Source organism: Pseudomonas sp. HLS-6 TE3448, from assembly GCF_053629555.1.
This window is the reverse complement of sequence record NZ_JBRJIO010000001.1, coordinates 2,556,784-2,573,394: the sequence shown is the minus strand read 5'-3', so window position 1 is coordinate 2,573,394 and position 16,611 is coordinate 2,556,784. Positions and strand designations below refer to the sequence as shown.

Sequence of the window (16,611 nt, the reverse complement as noted above, 5' to 3'; positions counted from 1 at the left end):
AGCGGGTCTGGATTCAGTTGATACGGTTGATTAGGTCAGGCGAGCGATTGCATCGCCAACGCTGCTGCACGCACGCTGATGCGGCTTGATTGGCGGGTTGCGCGGTTCTGCGCAACAGCACGCGACAATTCATCAACGGTGTGCTGAGGGTTCTGCATGCGGTCAGCCAACCCTGCATTGATTGCGTTCTGACCGCGATACAGCGCGGCCTCGGTAGCGATCACCTTGGCGACCGGCAATCCGCGATACTCGGCGACAGCATTCACAAACATCAGGTAGCTCTCCTGCACCAGCTCGTCGAGGAAGGCCAGTGACTGCTGTGTAATCGGCTCATGCGGCGACAGGTCGTTCTTGTGCGCCCCAGCAAACACTGTGGTCACCTTTACGCCCATCCCCTCTTCCATCTTCGAGCGGTCCATATGGCTGGCAATAACACCAATGGAGCCGACCCCACTGGTACGACTGACCACCAGTTCACTGCAGGCCGATCCGATCAGGTAGCCGCCGCTGTAGGCCATGAAGTTGACCAGGCCAGTGATAGGCTTTTGCGCGGTCATCGCCCGGATATCGTCGGCCAGTTCGAAGGCGCCTACGGCCGAGCCACCGGGGCTGTCGATATCCAGCACGATATGCTCGACCATCGGGTCACCCACAGCACGCTGCAGTTGGGAGCGCAGCGTTTCATAGCTGGTCATCGTCTCGCAGGCATTGAGGTGACTTCCACGGCTGACCAACACACCGCTGACCGGAATAACCTCAATGCCACTCTGGGCAATGGCATTACGCCGTTGTTCGTCTGCGAATGCCACACGGTCGATGGGATCGTCATCCTTCCACAACTGCGCTGCGCCGGTGCCAAGATTGACGATGTTCAGGCTCATGGTCTGGTTGGCCCAGCGCACACCCAGGTCGAGCATATCGGGCGTAACCAACAGGGGTTGATTGAACAGCAGGCTGGACGCCCGCAGGTAAGATTTACTCATTGGGCAAGAATCCTCCCGATCTCGGCGTGCTGCATTTCCAACTGGGCACGCACGGTGGGGTTGCTCAGGTCGGGCTGTTTACCAGCGTCGACCATGTTTAGGGGCTGCAGGTAGATCTCGCCGCCTTGCACCGGCGGCATGTTCTCCAGGCGCCGAATGTCGTTGACACTCAACCAGCCCCACTGCCGACCAATGGCGTAGGCCTCATAGCGGCTTTTCTGGTCGCCGCGCAGCAGGCCGGACAAGTTGAACTCGATGAAGTAATCCCGCCGATCCTTCGGCAGCAGGAAATCGCGCATCATTGCCTGTTCATGACGCTTCACCCACGGCAACAGGGCGAACACCACGAACTGAATCATCAGTTGCTCAAGGGTGTTGTAATTGGACTTATCCAGGTCGTTCACCATGGGCAGCGGTATCTTGTAGATCCGCGCAATGTCCAGCCCGGTCAGCTTCATGATGCCGACGATCTCGGCGTCGACGTTGGTCATCGACACCGGCTTGAAGGTCATCCCTTCCTGCAGCAGGGCGACCTTCTTGGCATTGTCCATGCCACCGAACTTCTGGCCCCACTGGTCAACGATCTTGTCGATGATCCCCTGATCCTTGATCGCGGGAGCCTCGCGGGGACGCTCGATCACGCCGGACACCGCCACGCCGTTGGCGAAACTTTTGCCCGTGTATTGGCGAACAGCCTGGGCCAAGCCAATCGCGTCAGCGTGCAGCTCGATGGGCGACATGCCGATGTAGGGATTGGTTCCGAACCAACGGACGTGGTGAACCATACGCATCGGCAGCGCCTCGCCACTGCCGATCCGATAATACGGCAACAGGTCAGCGCCCTTGAGCACCTGCACCTGATCATTCTTGAGCGACCACAGCGCGGTGACGTTGCCGTCCTCACGCCGGTCAATGAAGCTGTAGGCGTTGCCCCGCAGGCTGGCCGCCCCCTGATGCCGCTCCAGATACTCGCACGGTGTCTGGAAAGGGTTCGGCTGATAGCGCAGCACGTCGTACAGCGGATGGTTGATAGCCGATTCCCGCTGCCCTTTTTCCTTGCGCTGGTAAAGCTCCAGCGGTAACTGGGCCACCGTCTCAGCCAGCAAGGTCAAGCAGTTCTGCAGGATCGGTAGGGCCAGCGCAGTATCCGGGGTTACCGCCACACCTGCAGAGCTTCGACCTCGACCGATCAAGCCACGCCAGAAACCGCTTTCCGGGTTTGTCAGGGTGCCCGCGCCCGAGGCGCGCAAGCTTGAAAAGAACATGCTCAGCCCCCTCCCCCAGCCACCTGACGCGCCGATGCCTGATCAGCCAGCCTTGCCCAGGCCAACAGCCCGACTCCGGCGACGATAAATGCAGCAGGCCGGTACACCATCCAGACGCCCCCAACCAGCAGTGCAAACCCCAGCAGGCCTGCCAGCCAGGACAAAATTTCCAACCTCATATACCTACCCCTTCGTCATAAACCGACGTGCCTGATGCCTCGGAAATGTCACCGCTGATGCCAACCGCCATCACGGCAGCAACGATGCCGTCGATGCGACCTGTGGCTTTGGATTTGTCGACCTTCCGATTGTTGGCCGGATCGAACACGATCACCGCGTTGCCCGCGTTCCAAGTCATCACCGGGTTGTCATCGTGCAGGAGGGTCTCGACCACCTCAGTGGATGAGTCGACTTCAGACACAACCTCATAGTCCTCCGGTTCCAGCTCAATCACCGCCGACGGCTCTGCTTTGCGGCCCAACAGGCGCCGCTCGAACTCATCGACGGCCGGCCCCATATCCTTGAAGCCTTGGCCGAAAGGCTTGAGCTCGGGCAACGTGATGCCGTTGTCGTTCATCAATGACAGCAAGTCCTCGATCCGCCACCGGTCGTAAGCGATCCGCCGCACGTCGAAGTAATCGCAGATAGTTTGCAGACGCCGCAGCACATGCAGCTTGCTGATAGCCCTCCCCGGTGTGGTCTCCAGATGGCGCTCCTTGACCCATTGCAGATACGGCACGCGGTCGCGCTTCTCCCGGCCAGACAGATCGTCGTCGGGGATCCAGAAATACGACAGCGAGCGCCAGTGCGGATCATGTGGCATCGGGCTGAACATCAGCACGAATGCGGTCAGGTCCGTTGTACTGGAAAGGTCCAACCCGCCAACGCATGGCCGGTTGCGCAGGACGCGCATCGGCACCCGCTCAGCAGCACCGCGCCAGATCTCCCAAGACAGCCAAGGCGATGTCGCCTGGGTCCATTCGCAGAAGTTCAAGCGCCTGACAACGGCCTCTTTCGCTGGGAGTCCCTTCGCTTCGGCCACCTGCTCCCGCAGGTACTTGCGGCCCGGGATGCCGTCGGTCTGGCCCTCCAGAATGAAGTCCAGCGAGGGGTTCACCTTCGGCCAGCATGACTCGTCCTTGAACGGGTCATCACCCTTATCCAGCGAGCAGATGAAAGCAAAGAACGCATCGTTGTCCTCTTTGCCCTCGCAGATTCGCACGCCCAGGTCGTGATACTGACCGCACACCGAGCCCTTGTCGGAACCGCTGTTAGTAATCATCACAATCAAGGCGCGGCGCCGGAACTTGGTACCGGCCCGCATCATGTTCACCGCGCTGGCCGTCTTGTGCTCATGCAGTTCATCGATCAGCGCGATGTGAGGCCGAGGGCCGGACTGGCCTTCGTCGGAGCTGATCGGGCGGAAAAAACTATGGGTGCCGGGATAGAACAGGTTCCAGACCTTCTCATCGCGACCCGATTGCACCAGGCGCGCCGAGAGGTGTGGCGCCATGTTCACCATGCTGACCGCATCGCGGAACAGGATCTGCGCCTGGTCTTTTTTCGTTGCAGCAGCGTAGATCTCAGCCCGTTGCTCACCGTCAGCGACCAGTCCATACAGCCCGATCCCGCCGACCAGGGGCGACTTGCCCGAACCCTTGGCCGTCTCGATATACGCCTGGCGAAACCGACGATAGCCATCATCGGTGTACCAGCCGAACAGGCTACCGATAATGAATGCCTGCCAAGGGGCAAGGCGGAATGGCAGTCCCTCGAAGTCACCGCCGTTCAGACACAGCACGTCCTCAAAAAAGCCGATGGCGCGCAGCGCCGCTTCGGCATTCCAGATCAGCCCGCGCTCATGTCCTTTTTCCAGATCCAGCAAATGACGCCGCGCAGCGTTGCGAACGTCTGGGCCAGCGATGATCGAGCCAGCCAGCACACAGTCAGCGAAGCGCTTTACCCGGCAGTCAGTTGAAATACTTTGCGGCAGCGTCTCGTCCTTCATTGGGGAACAAATCTCCTTGTGCCGCCGGTGCGGCTCTCATATTCCGGCGCGCCAAAGGAGACAACCCGAACTGAGCGCCGGCGGCGTTGGCACGCTTCTCGGCGTCGTTGGCCAACTGCCGTAGTACGTGGGTCTGCTGCGCGCCGGTCTTGAAGGTCTGAACTTCGCCGCCCAGGCCATCTACCGACTGTGCGTTGCGCTCAGCGATCAAGCGTTGGAAGCGCAACCAGTCGCCATAAGCCTGGCAGTATGTGGCGAGCGCCATCTGGTCGAGACGCGACACCCAACCCAGTGCCAGCAGCGCCTCAGTGATCCGGGTCCACTCGGCTGCTGCGTCACCGTCAAGGAAATCAGGCATCGGCGGCACAGCAGCCGGCACTGCCGGATCTTTGATTTCGTTCAACAGATCAGCCGGCGAACGCTTACTGCGGTTGCCGCTGAGCAGATGCACCGACGCGGGCAGACTAGGCCGCCCGGAGTTACCGTTTCCAGCCATGGGAAACCTCCAATTCTGATACCCCCCCTCCCTCATTTTTCCCGGTTTTGCACGCAGAGGGGGGCATGCGGTCAAGGAACAAAGGGGGAAAAAGTCTTTCCCCCCCCTACCCCTGCCAGCCTGCCCGGCTGGGCCGGGGCGCCCACTGGCCGGGGCGCAGCGATCAGCGCCGGTGCCAGTGGTGATTCGGGTCGAGCGGAATGCCTGTTGCCGTGCAACCCGCCACACGGCCACTTCGTTCAAGCCGTTGCTTGGCCGAGTCATGGCAGAGCTTGCACAGCGGCTGCCAGTTGCCCTGATCCCAGAACAACTTCCACGCAGCCTTGATCCGCTCAGGGTCGCCCGATTCCTTGGCGTCTTTCAGACGGGGCGGGATCTTGTGGTCAACCACCGATGCCGCAACAGGGCGGTGACCGGTAGAGCACATCGAGCAGAACGGGTTCAGTGCCAGGAACGCATCCCGAGATTGCCGCCAGCGGTGGCCATAACCACGGGATGCGCTGCTGCCACGACGGTCATTGAGCTTACTCATTGCTGGTCGGGCACATCACAGACACCCAGGCGCTTTGCCGCCCACCGCTCATACAAGCCAATCGCAACGTCTGCACCCGCCATCGCAGTGAGGCAACCGAACGCCGCCGACGCCCAGACGGAAACGCCCATGGAATAAAGCAGCATGTTGGTCGACAACCCGCACACGATGCAGGCACCTGACCGCAGCACAATGCGCCGCGCCAACCCCCAACCACGAGCGCCTGCCTTATCCGCCCTCCACATCTCGCCGGACACGCCGCCCACCAAGGACAGAACAATTACCAGCCACAGCGGCATTTCGATTAACGCTTGTTGCTCATTGGTCATGAGAGCCTCATAGGTCGAATGCACGGCGCCGGAAAAAGAAAACCCCGCCAGATGGCAGGGTTCTCAATGCGCCGACGACTCGGAGCGGGCTTGCACAGCACAGTGCTTTGGGGAGCGCCTAAGCGCAATTTGCATATCGTGGCAACGTTTTACCCCCGACCGGAAAAACCGAAAAGAGGCAGTTTTCGGTTATCCGCTTCGACCCGACTTTGACACCACTTTGGCACCGCTTTGACACACTTTGTCCCGACGAACGGTATAGCCATGAACGGCGCCCATGCGCGCCATCAGGATTGTCATTACCTGCAGATGCAGCGCCTGCACCCAATTGCGGTAAGTACGATCAGCCCCTTCAGCCAGGCCAACCTCACGCATCTGCTCGCGCACTGGCGCACCGTAGTGGTATCTGAACCGGGCCAGCTTCGCCAGCACTTGGCCCCGATCATTGCGACGCTCCAGCTCCGCAATGGCCGCATCAACTTCAGCAGCAGCGTAATCCATCCCAGCACCTGCTCCGGCGGGAAGCCGCGTACCGGGCGTGCCCCGAGGCGCGCTGCCCTTCCACTCCATGATGGTGCCCATCTGGCTGCCCAAGCTGGCCTCATGGCCGAACCGGGCTTGCTGCTCGCCCCAATGCCGCATAAGGCTCTCGATATCATCGATCATCCCTGAATCCCCCGAAAATCACGCACCCAACACAAAACAGAGATACCCAACACAAACCCAACACACATAAAACCCAATAAATTCAATATCGTTAGAACCTGTGTGTTTACTGTGTTGGGTTTGTTGGGTTTTTCTTGGCTCGCATGGGGATTCTTTTTCACCCGTTTATTACGCTCAAAAAGAACGCGCATGCGCGTGCGCGACGACAAACCCAACACACCAACAACACCACCACGACAACCCTCATAAAATGCGGCCTTGGCCTGTGTTGACCATAGAAAATCCACCCAACACAAACCCAACACACCCACCACACACGCAGTCGTGATCATGCTGCCAGCCCCTTAACATGGTCCCAGCCGTCGACATTCCACCCAGCCAGTCTTGCCTTGGCGCGCCACTTAACGACCGCCTCGCCCAGTTCGGCCGCTTTCAATGATGGGGGCAGGGAAGCCTCGGGATCATCGGGGAAGAAAAACGCCGCAAACCGCCGCGTGTTCCCGTCTGTCCAGGGTATCGGGCGGGTCTTCTCCACTACCGAGCTGATGAACAAAGAGAACTTCGTCTGGCTCATAGCGTGCTCCTTGTTACGGTGGCACCATTCCAGAAACAGCGCGTACAAGTCCGAAGACTGACAACAACCCCATAAGCCAGACCCAAGGTCGCCACAGCGCCAGAGGTGCAAGAAGGTCTGCCACGCGGCCCGACTCAGTGCAACGAGACGCTCCCGCGCTTCTGTCTTGGGCGGTCGAGTGCGCTGGTCGAAGTCCCCGATATCGATACCCAACAACCACCCATAGAGCGCTGCCACGCCGCCATTCGCCAGTTCGTACCCAATTGCTTTCTGCCGCTCGACGGGTAGCGTCTCCGTGGGCCACATCACTAGCATCCGCCGGTCACTGTCGCTGATCGGCCAGGGCAGGATCTCGTTGCTCAGGAACACGGCGTTCATGTGGTTGGATTCCTCCCACCCGTTGATGAACTTCGACTCCATCCGAACCGTCTTCCCGGTGATCATGTGCTTGATCTTGCCGACTTGGTTGTAGCGCTGATCGCGGCTTACAACCTCTTCAAATACGGCCCAAAGCTTGCGGCTCTGCCAGGCGTTGAAACTACCCTCCAACTGAGTCTGCCCCACCGTCGCCGCGTACTGCCCGTAAAGAGCACCGAACACATCGGCGAACAACAGGCTCTTGCCCGAGCCCTCCATGATCGAGTGCATCAGTACAGCGGTATCCATCTTGGCGCCCAAGTGTTGCAAGGGGTAAGCCAGCCACTTGGTCAGCCAGTCCAGCGCTTTTTCATCATGGTTGCACAGGAAGGAAATCAACCAACGCAGATTCTCGCAGGCAGCGTCATCACGCACCGGTTCAAGAGGCAAACCTTCAAACGTATTGATGTACAGACTCGGATCCTTGGTCATGGTCGGGTCGAACACAATGTGATCAACATCCACCACTCGCCTGCTGGGGCTATTGAGCCAAAGTGCATAGGCATCACCAAGGGCCATCTTGACGGCGCCCTCAGCAATGCGCCGCTTCTTCTCTCGATCCCATACATCCTTGGTGCCATCGATATAGACGTAGCGCTCGATGGGCGACAACTGTAGGGCACCGCCTTTCTTGGACGACATGCGCCGGGCCTGCTCGATCTCCTGCACTTGCTCCGCCGAGGTCAGCTTCTTGTCGGCGAGCTCCATCCATTCTTTCGCCAAAGCTTTGCCGACCAATGCTTCAAACCCGGACTTTTTCATGGTCTTGGCCTTGTCGAGATCCCACACGTGCGTGGTGCCTTCGATTAGGGCGAAACGCCGGAAAACGCCACCGATATCGATGCCTTCGCCGCCCCCCGCACCCCCGGTGTCGGATGCGCTGGCCTCACTAGGCGCGCTACCTTCCGATGGGGCATGGGGAAGATCCACGGCCTGCTCATCTGGCGCAGCTGGCTCTAGTTGTCGCGACTCGCCCTCCACTGAGGGGGCGCGGGGAAGCTCGCCCAGCGGTGGCGGTGACGGAGGGCGAGACTTCGCATCGATCTTGAGCATGCGGGCTGCCTCTCTCGTGGCAGCCCGGACATCCCCACCATGCTCCAGAATGCAGAACACATCGAACGCATCATTCTGATGTCCGTTGTTCAGCGGGTCGGAACTGTGATGGGAATAGAGCTTGTCATCTGTGATTGTCACCCCTGGCAGACCACTACTGCTCTGGGGGCACAGCCACTTGTTGCCGATCCGCTTGTATCCGTGCGCCTCGATCAGTGTGGCGAGGTCATGACAGCGATTGAACTCAGGGATCACCTCGGGCAAATCTCGGGAGTTTTGAGTAGCAGGCCGACGAGGCGCTATTTGAACAGGCTTCGCCAATGGTGCCGACTTGGGCTGCCACGGGCAAATCGCCTCCGCACCGCGCTTGAACTCATCCCATCCCTGCCAGATTGCCAATAGCTCAGGCGGCAGATCCGGTAGACCATGAACTTTGGGCGGGTTGCGCCAGGTATACGGCATGCCGGTATCGGGGTGAATGGACGGCGGCAAAACGTCTTGCACAAGCCCCCCACGCAGCTCCAACACCGTAATTTTCTTAAACGGCTCAGCAGCCATCCGCATAGCGCCTTCCCGATCAAGGTCGCCCGCCTCTTTCGCGGCATTGGCCTGCCCCATCAACGCATTGAAGATCGAACCGTCGGGGTCGTTCTGGTTGGGCCAGACCAATGAATGTCGGCTCAGCTCTACGCCATCAGGCACACGAAATAGAATACGGCAGCGCGCCGGATTGCCCACCACAGTCGGATGAGCTTCGGATAACGCATCCAGATCCATGCCAAGCTTCTCGCGCAGCACGAACCGGGTCCATTCAAGATCGTCGACGTCCAATGAACAGATCCGACTCGGGCCAAGAACCACGCCGAGGTTATGCGATGGGTTTTTCTGCCAGAAGTCGTCAGCGGCATCAGCCTCAATGAAGTAACCGCCGGGCCTATTCCAGCCCAAGCCCTTCGGCCCCTTCTCTCTTGGCTCAATCGGCACCAAGGCGAGGCCAAACATCTCAATGTAACGCCGCGCCCATGCAGCAATCGGCACTCCGTTGCGCTCAATCATCCGCGCCGCTCCCGCAGATCTTGGCAACTGATGCAGGTCTGGCAACCCACAACCGCTTGTTGCCGTTGTAGCGGAATGGCGTCATCGCAATCAACGCAAAACTCGGCGCTAGGCTTGAATACCTGATGCACACGACGCTGTAGGGCAACCTGCAGGTGATACTCGGCCTGCTCGTTGGCCATATCGATCTGATCAGCCATCGTTGCGGTCCTCCATCGCTTGCCGGGCGCCGGCCATGATGCCCAGCACCTCACGGATAACGTCCATGCCGTGCTTTTCAAGATCGAGAACCTCATGCTGCTCCCACTTCTTGTCGGCTACACCGTCGTGCATTTTGGTGACGAACTCGCTCGCCTCATTCAACAGCTTGCCTACCGCCTTTAGCGCCTCATGGGTTGCAGGCACCGGCGTTGGCTTGTACCAAACCGCGCCCGCAGGACGCACCAAGGCATCCAACAAACGCGGATCAGCCGTCAGCCGAATGACCTCCTCCAACTCGTCTGGAGTTAGCCAGCGACGCTCTTCATCAAGCTTCAGCTTCTTCTGCAAGGCGTCGTTGTCGAGCACCATTTCAAAGGCAAGGCGAGTGATACCGCCCGAATAGTCACGCCCGGCGCGATAAAGCGCTTGGCGTAAAGAAAGGACCGGACCAGCGCCCGGCAGCAGATCTGTGCGACTCATAACCGTAAAACCCCCGTTTACGGTGTAGCCATAGGAGCAGGCAAGACCTATCCTACGACCACGACCGATGGCCTTGCTAAACGTGCTGTGCGGCACTGTTCGTCGTTCGAGCCATCTGGACGTATCTTGTGGTGAGAGGATCCAGATGGCGGGTTGTGGCGGCGCTATGCGCCGTCATCGCTGGGCTGGGGGTAATTCTTGTGGTGAGAGCTCCCCAGCCCGGCATTCCTTTGCGGCTTTAAGCTGCGCCGCTCTTCTGCTCCGCATAAAACAGTTCAATTGCCTTCCCTGTTTCATAGCGAACGGCAGCACCTTTCGTAGCCCGATAGATCGTGGGCTGTGTAGTACCGACCTTGTCTGCAATGGCGCGCTGCGAAAAACCAAGCGCAATCAACTCTTGAAGCATTTTTTGAACGGTCATTGCGCCACCTAATGCGCTATCGAATTGACCAGATAATACCCATACGTATTACTTGTGGCAATACACTTTTGATACGTTTATGAATCAGAGTAGCCCTAAGTGATCGGAGAACGTGTTGCTCAGCGCATGAAGGAACTGGGATGGTCAGAAGGCGAGTTAGGCCGAAGAGCCAACGTCCCCCAGCCCACTGTCCATAGAATTCTCACCGGGGTATCCGCAAGCCCGAGACAACAAAACGTGGAGCGGATTGCCAAGGCACTGGGAGTCACTTCGGACTGGCTTTGGCACGGTACAAAAGCCCAAGCCAGCAAAATGCAAGAAATTGCCCCCAACTCTAACGTTGAACCTGGTCCACGCATCCGAGGCTTTGTTCCATTGATTTCTTGGGTTCAGGCCGGGTCTTGGTGTGAAATCGGCGACGTTCGTGAACTGCAGGATGCCGAGGTTTGGCTGCCATGCGCGGTATCTCATAGCCGGACGACTTATGCCCTTCGCGTTCGCGGTCTATCGATGTTCAATCCGCACGAGCGCCGTTCGTTTAGAGATGGAGACATCATTTTTGTAGACCCTGCAAAGGACTATGAAAATGGCTCGCTTGTCATCGCAAAGCTTGCAGATAGCCAGGAGGCCACCTTTAAACAGTTAGTCATTGAGGGAAAACGGCTGTTCCTGAAGCCACTAAACCCCTCGTGGCCTGATCCCATAATCGAACTGCCCGAGGACGCGATCATTTGCGGCATCGTAATTTCCAAGCTTGAGATTTTCTAAAACGAATTGATCAATTCGTTTTAGTATTGACCATGAAAATTCGTTTAGGTATTGTTTGGCTCGTAATCTTCTCACCACAGAGTACGAGCCATGCGATCCACACACTCTCACTCGCAATGCCAAGTCTTTCTGCACCCATCGATCTGCAGCAGCCGTTCCGCGGTTGACGCAATCCAACGCCGCACTGGACTGCTGGTCATCAGCACCCCGAAAGGCCACGCACAGGCCGTATCTGCTAGCGCCTTGCCGAACCCGTTCGGAGGCGCCGCAGCATGAGCCAGTACTCCGTTCCATTCGCCAAACAAGAACTGCTGCATCACATTCTCCAGGTTGGCGGCAGCGCAACCTGCCCGCTCTACCGTCCAGAAACGTCCATCAACGCGGATATCGACGTTGAGCTCTGCGACGAGTCAACCCATATCAAAATCGCTCTCGGCGACGTAACCGGATCACTGACCCTCAAACGCCGCGACCGGGCCAACCACCTGCACCTGCGGGACTTCATTCAAGACGTCGCCAACGGACGCATTGAGTCCGCACGGCCAACCGATCAAGCCATTGCCTTGATGGAAGCATTCGACAGCCTGGCGCAGGTGATTCATGAGGGCCAGGTTGCCTACGTTACCCCTACCACATCAACCGAGCGCCCACTTGGCGCAGTGGTCACTGACGCAGAGGGACAAATCTGCGCAGCAGTACAAGGGAAAACCAAAGAATCGCTGGCCGAACTGGTACGCCTGAAGCTGCGGCCCCACCCCGAGGGGCACGGGGAGCATCTATGAGCGAAACGCTTGCACAACTTCGTCGGCAATGGGCGACCCCTTGCCCAACTCTCACCGCAGTACGAGAGCACTACTTTCCACACATTCGCACAGACGAGCATTTGCGAAAAGAAATCAGGAAAGGCCGCATTGGACTCAAGCTGAGCAAGCTGCACGGCTCCAACCGGGCAAAGCCTGTGGTCTACCTGCACGACCTTGCTGCGTATCTGGACGAGCAAGCCAAAACCGCAGCGTGATAAGGCGACCCCGGCCAACAGGGGCAACAACCCGCCGCCACCCTCTCACCACAGTACCCAATTCGGTGTCGGGCAATCTTTGGAGCACAGCACATGCAACAACATTACATCCTCGCACTGGCCACCCTGTGGCTCTTCACGCTGGCGATCCTGCCGTTCCTGTTCAGCGTCGCCCGACGCCGCGCTTTCGAGAATGGCCTGATAGCTGGAAAGACCTCAGGGCAAGCAGTGAGCAATCACCACATCAAAACGCTAGAAAAGGCCCTGGCCGACAAAGTCACCGAGCTTGAGGACGCGAAGAAGAATTTCACCCAGGCCATGAACGCCCGCCGCGATGTGATCTCCGAGCTGGAAGCCCGGATCATGTCTTACACCGGGCTGGCCGTGACCAAGGCCGATTACAACCTCTTGACCAACGCAGCCGAGACGCTGGCACTGGCCGAGAAAACGTGGAAAGTCGCCCCGGGCACCGAGCCGTGGCGCAAACGGGCCACCCAACAACTGCAGGGTATTCAGGCTCTCGCCATGCGCGTCCACACACAACTGCGCAACACGCCTACGAGCGCCGCCAATGCAGGGGAGGCAGCATGACCAACCCGGTACGCACCTGGCAACTGATCAGCCTGCTGTTGGCTGTTGTTGCACTTGCCGCCGCCCTCATGGCCCTGCATCAGCACGTGAAAACCGGCCAGCGCACAACTGGCAAGTTACCGACTGTTAATAGCCTGAACGATGCACCGACTCTTGTGCTGAGCCCTACAGCTCGCCGCCCCCATGAGAGGTATTCGCTGTGAACACCACGACGACCTATCAACCGGCAGTCCGGACAGCAAAAGGAATGCAGCCGCTGGTCCGACCAGCCATGTCCATCATCTGCGACGTGTGCGGCAAAGCACGGACTCGCAAGGGCGGCCACGACAAATGCTCCAAGATCCGCCAGGCGGCGGGCTTCGTCATCACACAGGTGCGCCTGAATCGTGCCGAAGAGCACCGGAGAACAGCCAATGACTAATGCAATGATCATCAAAGCCTGTGTATTTGGTTTCTCTGCCGGCATCGGATTCATGGCCTCCCAAGATCTGTGGTGGCTAGCAACCGGCTGGGTAGGACTTTGCCGTGGCTGAATCTATCCAAGCAACCATACGCACCCGACCACCAATGGCCTCGCACAGCCTTGATCTGCCCGCGATCTGTGATGTGTGTGGCAAGGGTAGGTCGACCCGTCGACACACCAAATGCAGTCGAATCCGCCAACAGCGGGAGAGCGACAAATGGGCAGCCTACATGGCCAACGTGGCCGCGAAACAAGCATTGGGGAGACGCGCATGAGCCTTCCGCGTTGGGTAATGATCAAACGAGCAGCCGAACTCACCGGGTACAGCGAGGATGCCATCAGGCACAAGGTCAAGGATGGCACCTGGGCACAGGGCAGGATCTGGCGCAAAGCCCCCGATGGACGCATTGCAATCAACATGACGGAGTACGACAAGTGGGCCGAGAGCGCACCGCAGGAAGCGGCTTAGAGATCGAGCTGGCAAAGCATAAGGGCATCGAGATACACGGCGGCAATTTACGCGTCGTGTTTATGTGGCGCCGCATTCGTTGCCGGGAGTCCTTGGGGCTCCCTATCACCAAAGCCAACATCAAGCATGCCGCCCTACTCAGGGCGGCGATTCTTCATGAAATCAAAATAGGGACGTTCGACTATGGCCGGCACTTCCCAAACTCCAAGCACGCCAACAACTACAGCACGGCCAAGGATGAACGCCTCTCCGCACTCGTGGCCCGATACAAGCCGCTGAAAGCCGTGGATATCACACCCATGACAGAAGAAAAGTACGGCTATGCACTGGACATCTGCGTGGACCTAATCGGCGCAGACCGCCTCGCCGGAGTACTGTTACCCGAGGACATCCAGTTGCTGCGAACGAAGCTGATCGCTGACCGCGCACCGTCAACGGCCAACCACTACCTCGCAACTTTCTCCGGGTTCCTCGCCTGGTGCGAGAGCAACCGCTACTGCAAAGCAGGCCTAGCCGCTGCCTGCACTCGCTTCGCTATGAGCGACAAAGATCCAGATCCGCTAACACAGGATGAGTTTGAACAGCTGATCAGTAAGGGGTGCCTACACCCACAGGATGTTGCAGCAGTCACCTTAGCCGTTTACACCGGGATTCGCCCCGGTGAGCTTTGCGCACTGGCAGTTGAAGACATCGACCTAACCGCTGGCAAAATCGAGATCACCCGGGCGATCACAGCCAACGGCTCATTCAAGACACCAAAAACGGGAAAGCCTCGCACTGTCCTTTTGATGAAGCCAGCCTTGGAGGCGTGCCGCACTCTGCTCGAAATCGTCAAAGACCACCCCAAGCGGGACATCAAGGTCTACCAGAACCGTCATGAATGGAGAGAGATATCTGTCACCCCACTCCTATCACCGAGTACGCAAGCACGGAAGCGGGGCATCAACGAGTGGTTCGTATCCACAGCTTGGAACACCAAATGGGCGGCAATCCAGCGTCGAGCAGGCACCAGGCCACGCCGCCCCTACCAAACCCGCCATACCTACGCATGCTGGTGCCTGACGGCGCGAGGCAACTTGGCATTCATCGCCAAACAGATGGGACACAAGGATTTTACGATGCTCGTAGAGGTCTACGCTAAATGGATGGATACTGAGTCGGCAGACGAACTCAGTCGGATATGGAAAAATATGCAAAAAAATCTATTGACAAAGGAAAACCAGTAGATTTCGGGTGATGGTGGGACTCTGCTACTAGGACGCCAGTGTCTCTACGAGACACTGGCGTCCTAGTAGCAGAGGAAAACCGCTTGGCGCGAGCATAACTACAATGTAAATCCATGTCAAGCAGCCATGTCAAGCACTTTTTGGTACAATGGTTGCGTACCGCGCAGATAGGTGACGCGTAGCGATTGCTTACCTTTAAGAATAAATTATGGCTTTACTCTCTAAGCGATTCGCTTCAAGATGCGCCTACGTAGGTCGCTTGTGAGACCTTGTAGGAGTGCCTAGAAGCCCATCTGCAAGGAATCTTTAGCATCCTACGCTGTCTATTATGATAGGGTGCGTCGCCGAAGCAGCACAGCGAGCATCCCGTGAAGCACAGTGCTCTCTTATGGAGGAAAATACATGAAAGGTTACGTAGCGAATGTCTATAAGGACGAGCGTCCTGACATCTAAGTATTACTCATCTGTAAAAGAGCAGGCATTGTGCCTGCTTTTTTTTCGACCAAATTTAGCATGTGTTGAAAAATGGAAAATTCAAACTGGTTGACGCCCCTGCTCCCCTACCTACAGTCTCTAGTGACTGTAGTGCCAACAATGCTAAACCTACTATTTGTTATCGCCTTGATACTCTTTGGGTCTTTTCTTGGCGGCTATGCTCAATGGTCTAGAACAGCAAAAGACGATGAAAGCATCCCGTTAAAGAATGTGCTTTTTGGGGCCGCCGCCTCCTTTATGTGCGTTCCATTTTTCTCATCAGTTATTCAAATCGATTACCAGCAAATAGTGCTGCCAATCACAGACGGAACCACAGCTAAATTTATCGAAAAGGCTTTGCTCCTTGTCTCAGTTTCCGGTATTGCATCATATCTCGGATACGCCTTGCTGGACGGTATCGCCGAAAAAGTTTTGCAGCAAGAAATCAAGAAAGAATCGCAAGAGCGCAAGCAGCAAGATGAAAATATTCTGATTCAAAACAATAGGTTACGCGCAGAAATTCAGTACCTGAAAGCTGTGACGAGTACTGAATCAGCTGAAAAAACAGGCTCCAGAAATCTACTGGAAGATGCACTAAAGTGCATTAATGAAGCCATTTCGGTTTACAGCGAAGATAAGTCTTCACCCGAGTATGACAAGGCAAGAGTATTCAAAGGCTATATTTTAAAACGTCTTGGAAGGATCCAAGAAGCACTTGAGATCGTAAACGAGCAGATCCAGGCAGGACAGATAACGCCCATCACTCTTTATAATAAAGCGTGTTACCTATACCTGCTCGAAAAAGACAATGCAAACAGCGTTGAGCAAATCAAGTCTTTGATACGCCAAGCCATCACGCTGGAGACCGTTGACGAAAACCTCAAGCAGAAGCAGCTGCGACTTAAAAATAAGATCAAGGATGATGGAGAGATAGATCTCAAGGGCCTGTTCAGCGAAGCCGAACGCACAGAAATTGGAAACCTTGAGTGCGGCAAACCCGCCCTCCCCAAGGCTTGAACTTACCCCATCACACCATGAGCGTACTCCCCGGATGCTGCTAAGGCCCATCCGTGATACGCTCCCCTCCCTAAACGGGGTCCCAGCCTCTGTAGTAGATGCAG

At 57.3% G+C, this 16,611-nt stretch carries 22 protein-coding genes; 9 read left to right on the top strand and 13 right to left on the bottom strand.

Going from position 1 to position 16,611, the window contains the following annotated elements; all coding sequences use genetic code 11:
- Positions 1-35: 35 nt before the first annotated feature.
- The 13 genes from AB7M23_RS11875 to AB7M23_RS11815 form a co-directional block, all read right to left on the bottom strand.
- Complete coding sequence (locus tag AB7M23_RS11875) at positions 36-983, bottom strand: S49 family peptidase (protein WP_454240898.1); 948 nt, start codon at positions 981-983, stop codon at positions 36-38.
- Positions 980-2,248, bottom strand: coding sequence for a phage portal protein (locus AB7M23_RS11870; protein ID WP_454240897.1), 1,269 nt, complete (start codon positions 2,246-2,248; stop codon positions 980-982). Before AB7M23_RS11870 ends, AB7M23_RS11875 begins: the two co-directional genes overlap by 4 nt.
- 2 nt (positions 2,249-2,250) lie before the next feature.
- Positions 2,251-2,427, bottom strand: a complete 177-nt coding sequence (locus AB7M23_RS11865; RefSeq protein WP_454240896.1) for a hypothetical protein — start codon at positions 2,425-2,427, stop codon at positions 2,251-2,253.
- On the bottom strand, positions 2,424-4,133 hold the full coding sequence (locus tag AB7M23_RS11860; RefSeq protein WP_454240895.1) for a terminase large subunit: 1,710 nt from the start codon (positions 4,131-4,133) through the stop codon (positions 2,424-2,426). Before AB7M23_RS11860 ends, AB7M23_RS11865 begins: the two co-directional genes overlap by 4 nt.
- Before the next feature lie 85 nt (positions 4,134-4,218).
- Positions 4,219-4,752: a phage terminase small subunit P27 family gene (locus tag AB7M23_RS11855; RefSeq protein ID WP_099773766.1), complete on the bottom strand. Its 534-nt coding sequence runs from the start codon at positions 4,750-4,752 to the stop codon at positions 4,219-4,221.
- A gap of 163 nt (positions 4,753-4,915) precedes the next feature.
- A complete protein-coding gene (locus AB7M23_RS11850) occupies positions 4,916-5,284 on the bottom strand; it encodes an HNH endonuclease (protein WP_454240894.1) in 369 nt (122 codons plus the stop codon).
- Positions 5,281-5,613 (bottom strand): phage holin family protein, encoded by a 333-nt coding sequence (locus AB7M23_RS11845; protein WP_099773764.1) that lies wholly within the window; start codon positions 5,611-5,613, stop codon positions 5,281-5,283. Before AB7M23_RS11845 ends, AB7M23_RS11850 begins: the two co-directional genes overlap by 4 nt.
- Positions 5,614-5,802: 189 nt before the next feature.
- The gene (locus AB7M23_RS11840) at positions 5,803-6,279 is read right to left on the bottom strand and encodes a hypothetical protein (RefSeq protein ID WP_454240893.1); all 477 of its coding nucleotides are present in this window, start codon (positions 6,277-6,279) and stop codon (positions 5,803-5,805) included.
- Positions 6,276-6,611 carry a hypothetical protein gene (locus tag AB7M23_RS11835; protein WP_454240892.1) on the bottom strand — a complete coding sequence of 112 codons (336 nt, stop codon included), beginning with the start codon at positions 6,609-6,611 and terminating at the stop codon, positions 6,276-6,278. Before AB7M23_RS11835 ends, AB7M23_RS11840 begins: the two co-directional genes overlap by 4 nt.
- Positions 6,608-9,379 (bottom strand): DUF5906 domain-containing protein, encoded by a 2,772-nt coding sequence (locus AB7M23_RS11830; protein ID WP_454240891.1) that lies wholly within the window; start codon positions 9,377-9,379, stop codon positions 6,608-6,610. Before AB7M23_RS11830 ends, AB7M23_RS11835 begins: the two co-directional genes overlap by 4 nt.
- Positions 9,376-9,579, bottom strand: coding sequence for a TraR/DksA C4-type zinc finger protein (locus tag AB7M23_RS11825; protein WP_454240890.1), 204 nt, complete (start codon positions 9,577-9,579; stop codon positions 9,376-9,378). Before AB7M23_RS11825 ends, AB7M23_RS11830 begins: the two co-directional genes overlap by 4 nt.
- Positions 9,572-10,060: a phage regulatory CII family protein gene (locus AB7M23_RS11820; protein WP_099773761.1), complete on the bottom strand. Its 489-nt coding sequence runs from the start codon at positions 10,058-10,060 to the stop codon at positions 9,572-9,574. Before AB7M23_RS11820 ends, AB7M23_RS11825 begins: the two co-directional genes overlap by 8 nt.
- Before the next feature lie 238 nt (positions 10,061-10,298).
- Positions 10,299-10,481: a hypothetical protein gene (locus tag AB7M23_RS11815; protein WP_454240889.1), complete on the bottom strand. Its 183-nt coding sequence runs from the start codon at positions 10,479-10,481 to the stop codon at positions 10,299-10,301.
- 99 nt (positions 10,482-10,580) lie between these two features.
- On the opposite strand from AB7M23_RS11815, the gene AB7M23_RS11810 reads away from it, so the two are divergent.
- The 9 genes from AB7M23_RS11810 to AB7M23_RS11770 all read left to right on the top strand — a co-directional run bounded on the left by AB7M23_RS11810 (position 10,581) and on the right by AB7M23_RS11770 (position 16,507).
- A complete protein-coding gene (locus AB7M23_RS11810) occupies positions 10,581-11,249 on the top strand; it encodes a S24 family peptidase (RefSeq protein WP_454240888.1) in 669 nt (222 codons plus the stop codon).
- A gap of 272 nt (positions 11,250-11,521) precedes the next feature.
- The gene (locus tag AB7M23_RS11805; RefSeq protein ID WP_454240887.1) at positions 11,522-12,031 is read left to right on the top strand and encodes a hypothetical protein; all 510 of its coding nucleotides are present in this window, start codon (positions 11,522-11,524) and stop codon (positions 12,029-12,031) included.
- Positions 12,028-12,267 (top strand): pyocin activator PrtN family protein, encoded by a 240-nt coding sequence (locus AB7M23_RS11800; protein ID WP_454240886.1) that lies wholly within the window; start codon positions 12,028-12,030, stop codon positions 12,265-12,267. The genes AB7M23_RS11805 and AB7M23_RS11800 overlap by 4 nt, the downstream gene beginning before the upstream one ends.
- A gap of 93 nt (positions 12,268-12,360) precedes the next feature.
- Complete coding sequence (locus AB7M23_RS11795; protein WP_454240885.1) at positions 12,361-12,858, top strand: hypothetical protein; 498 nt, start codon at positions 12,361-12,363, stop codon at positions 12,856-12,858.
- The gene (locus AB7M23_RS11790) at positions 12,855-13,061 is read left to right on the top strand and encodes a hypothetical protein (RefSeq protein ID WP_454240884.1); all 207 of its coding nucleotides are present in this window, start codon (positions 12,855-12,857) and stop codon (positions 13,059-13,061) included. The genes AB7M23_RS11795 and AB7M23_RS11790 overlap by 4 nt, the downstream gene beginning before the upstream one ends.
- The gene (locus AB7M23_RS11785; RefSeq protein WP_454240883.1) at positions 13,058-13,279 is read left to right on the top strand and encodes a hypothetical protein; all 222 of its coding nucleotides are present in this window, start codon (positions 13,058-13,060) and stop codon (positions 13,277-13,279) included. The genes AB7M23_RS11790 and AB7M23_RS11785 overlap by 4 nt, the downstream gene beginning before the upstream one ends.
- 313 nt (positions 13,280-13,592) lie before the next feature.
- A complete protein-coding gene (locus AB7M23_RS11780) occupies positions 13,593-13,790 on the top strand; it encodes an excisionase (RefSeq protein WP_099773751.1) in 198 nt (65 codons plus the stop codon).
- A complete protein-coding gene (locus tag AB7M23_RS11775) occupies positions 13,757-15,016 on the top strand; it encodes an Arm DNA-binding domain-containing protein (RefSeq protein ID WP_454240882.1) in 1,260 nt (419 codons plus the stop codon). Before AB7M23_RS11780 ends, AB7M23_RS11775 begins: the two co-directional genes overlap by 34 nt.
- A gap of 525 nt (positions 15,017-15,541) precedes the next feature.
- Positions 15,542-16,507 (top strand): hypothetical protein, encoded by a 966-nt coding sequence (locus tag AB7M23_RS11770; protein WP_454240881.1) that lies wholly within the window; start codon positions 15,542-15,544, stop codon positions 16,505-16,507.
- Positions 16,508-16,611: the final 104 nt, after the last annotated feature.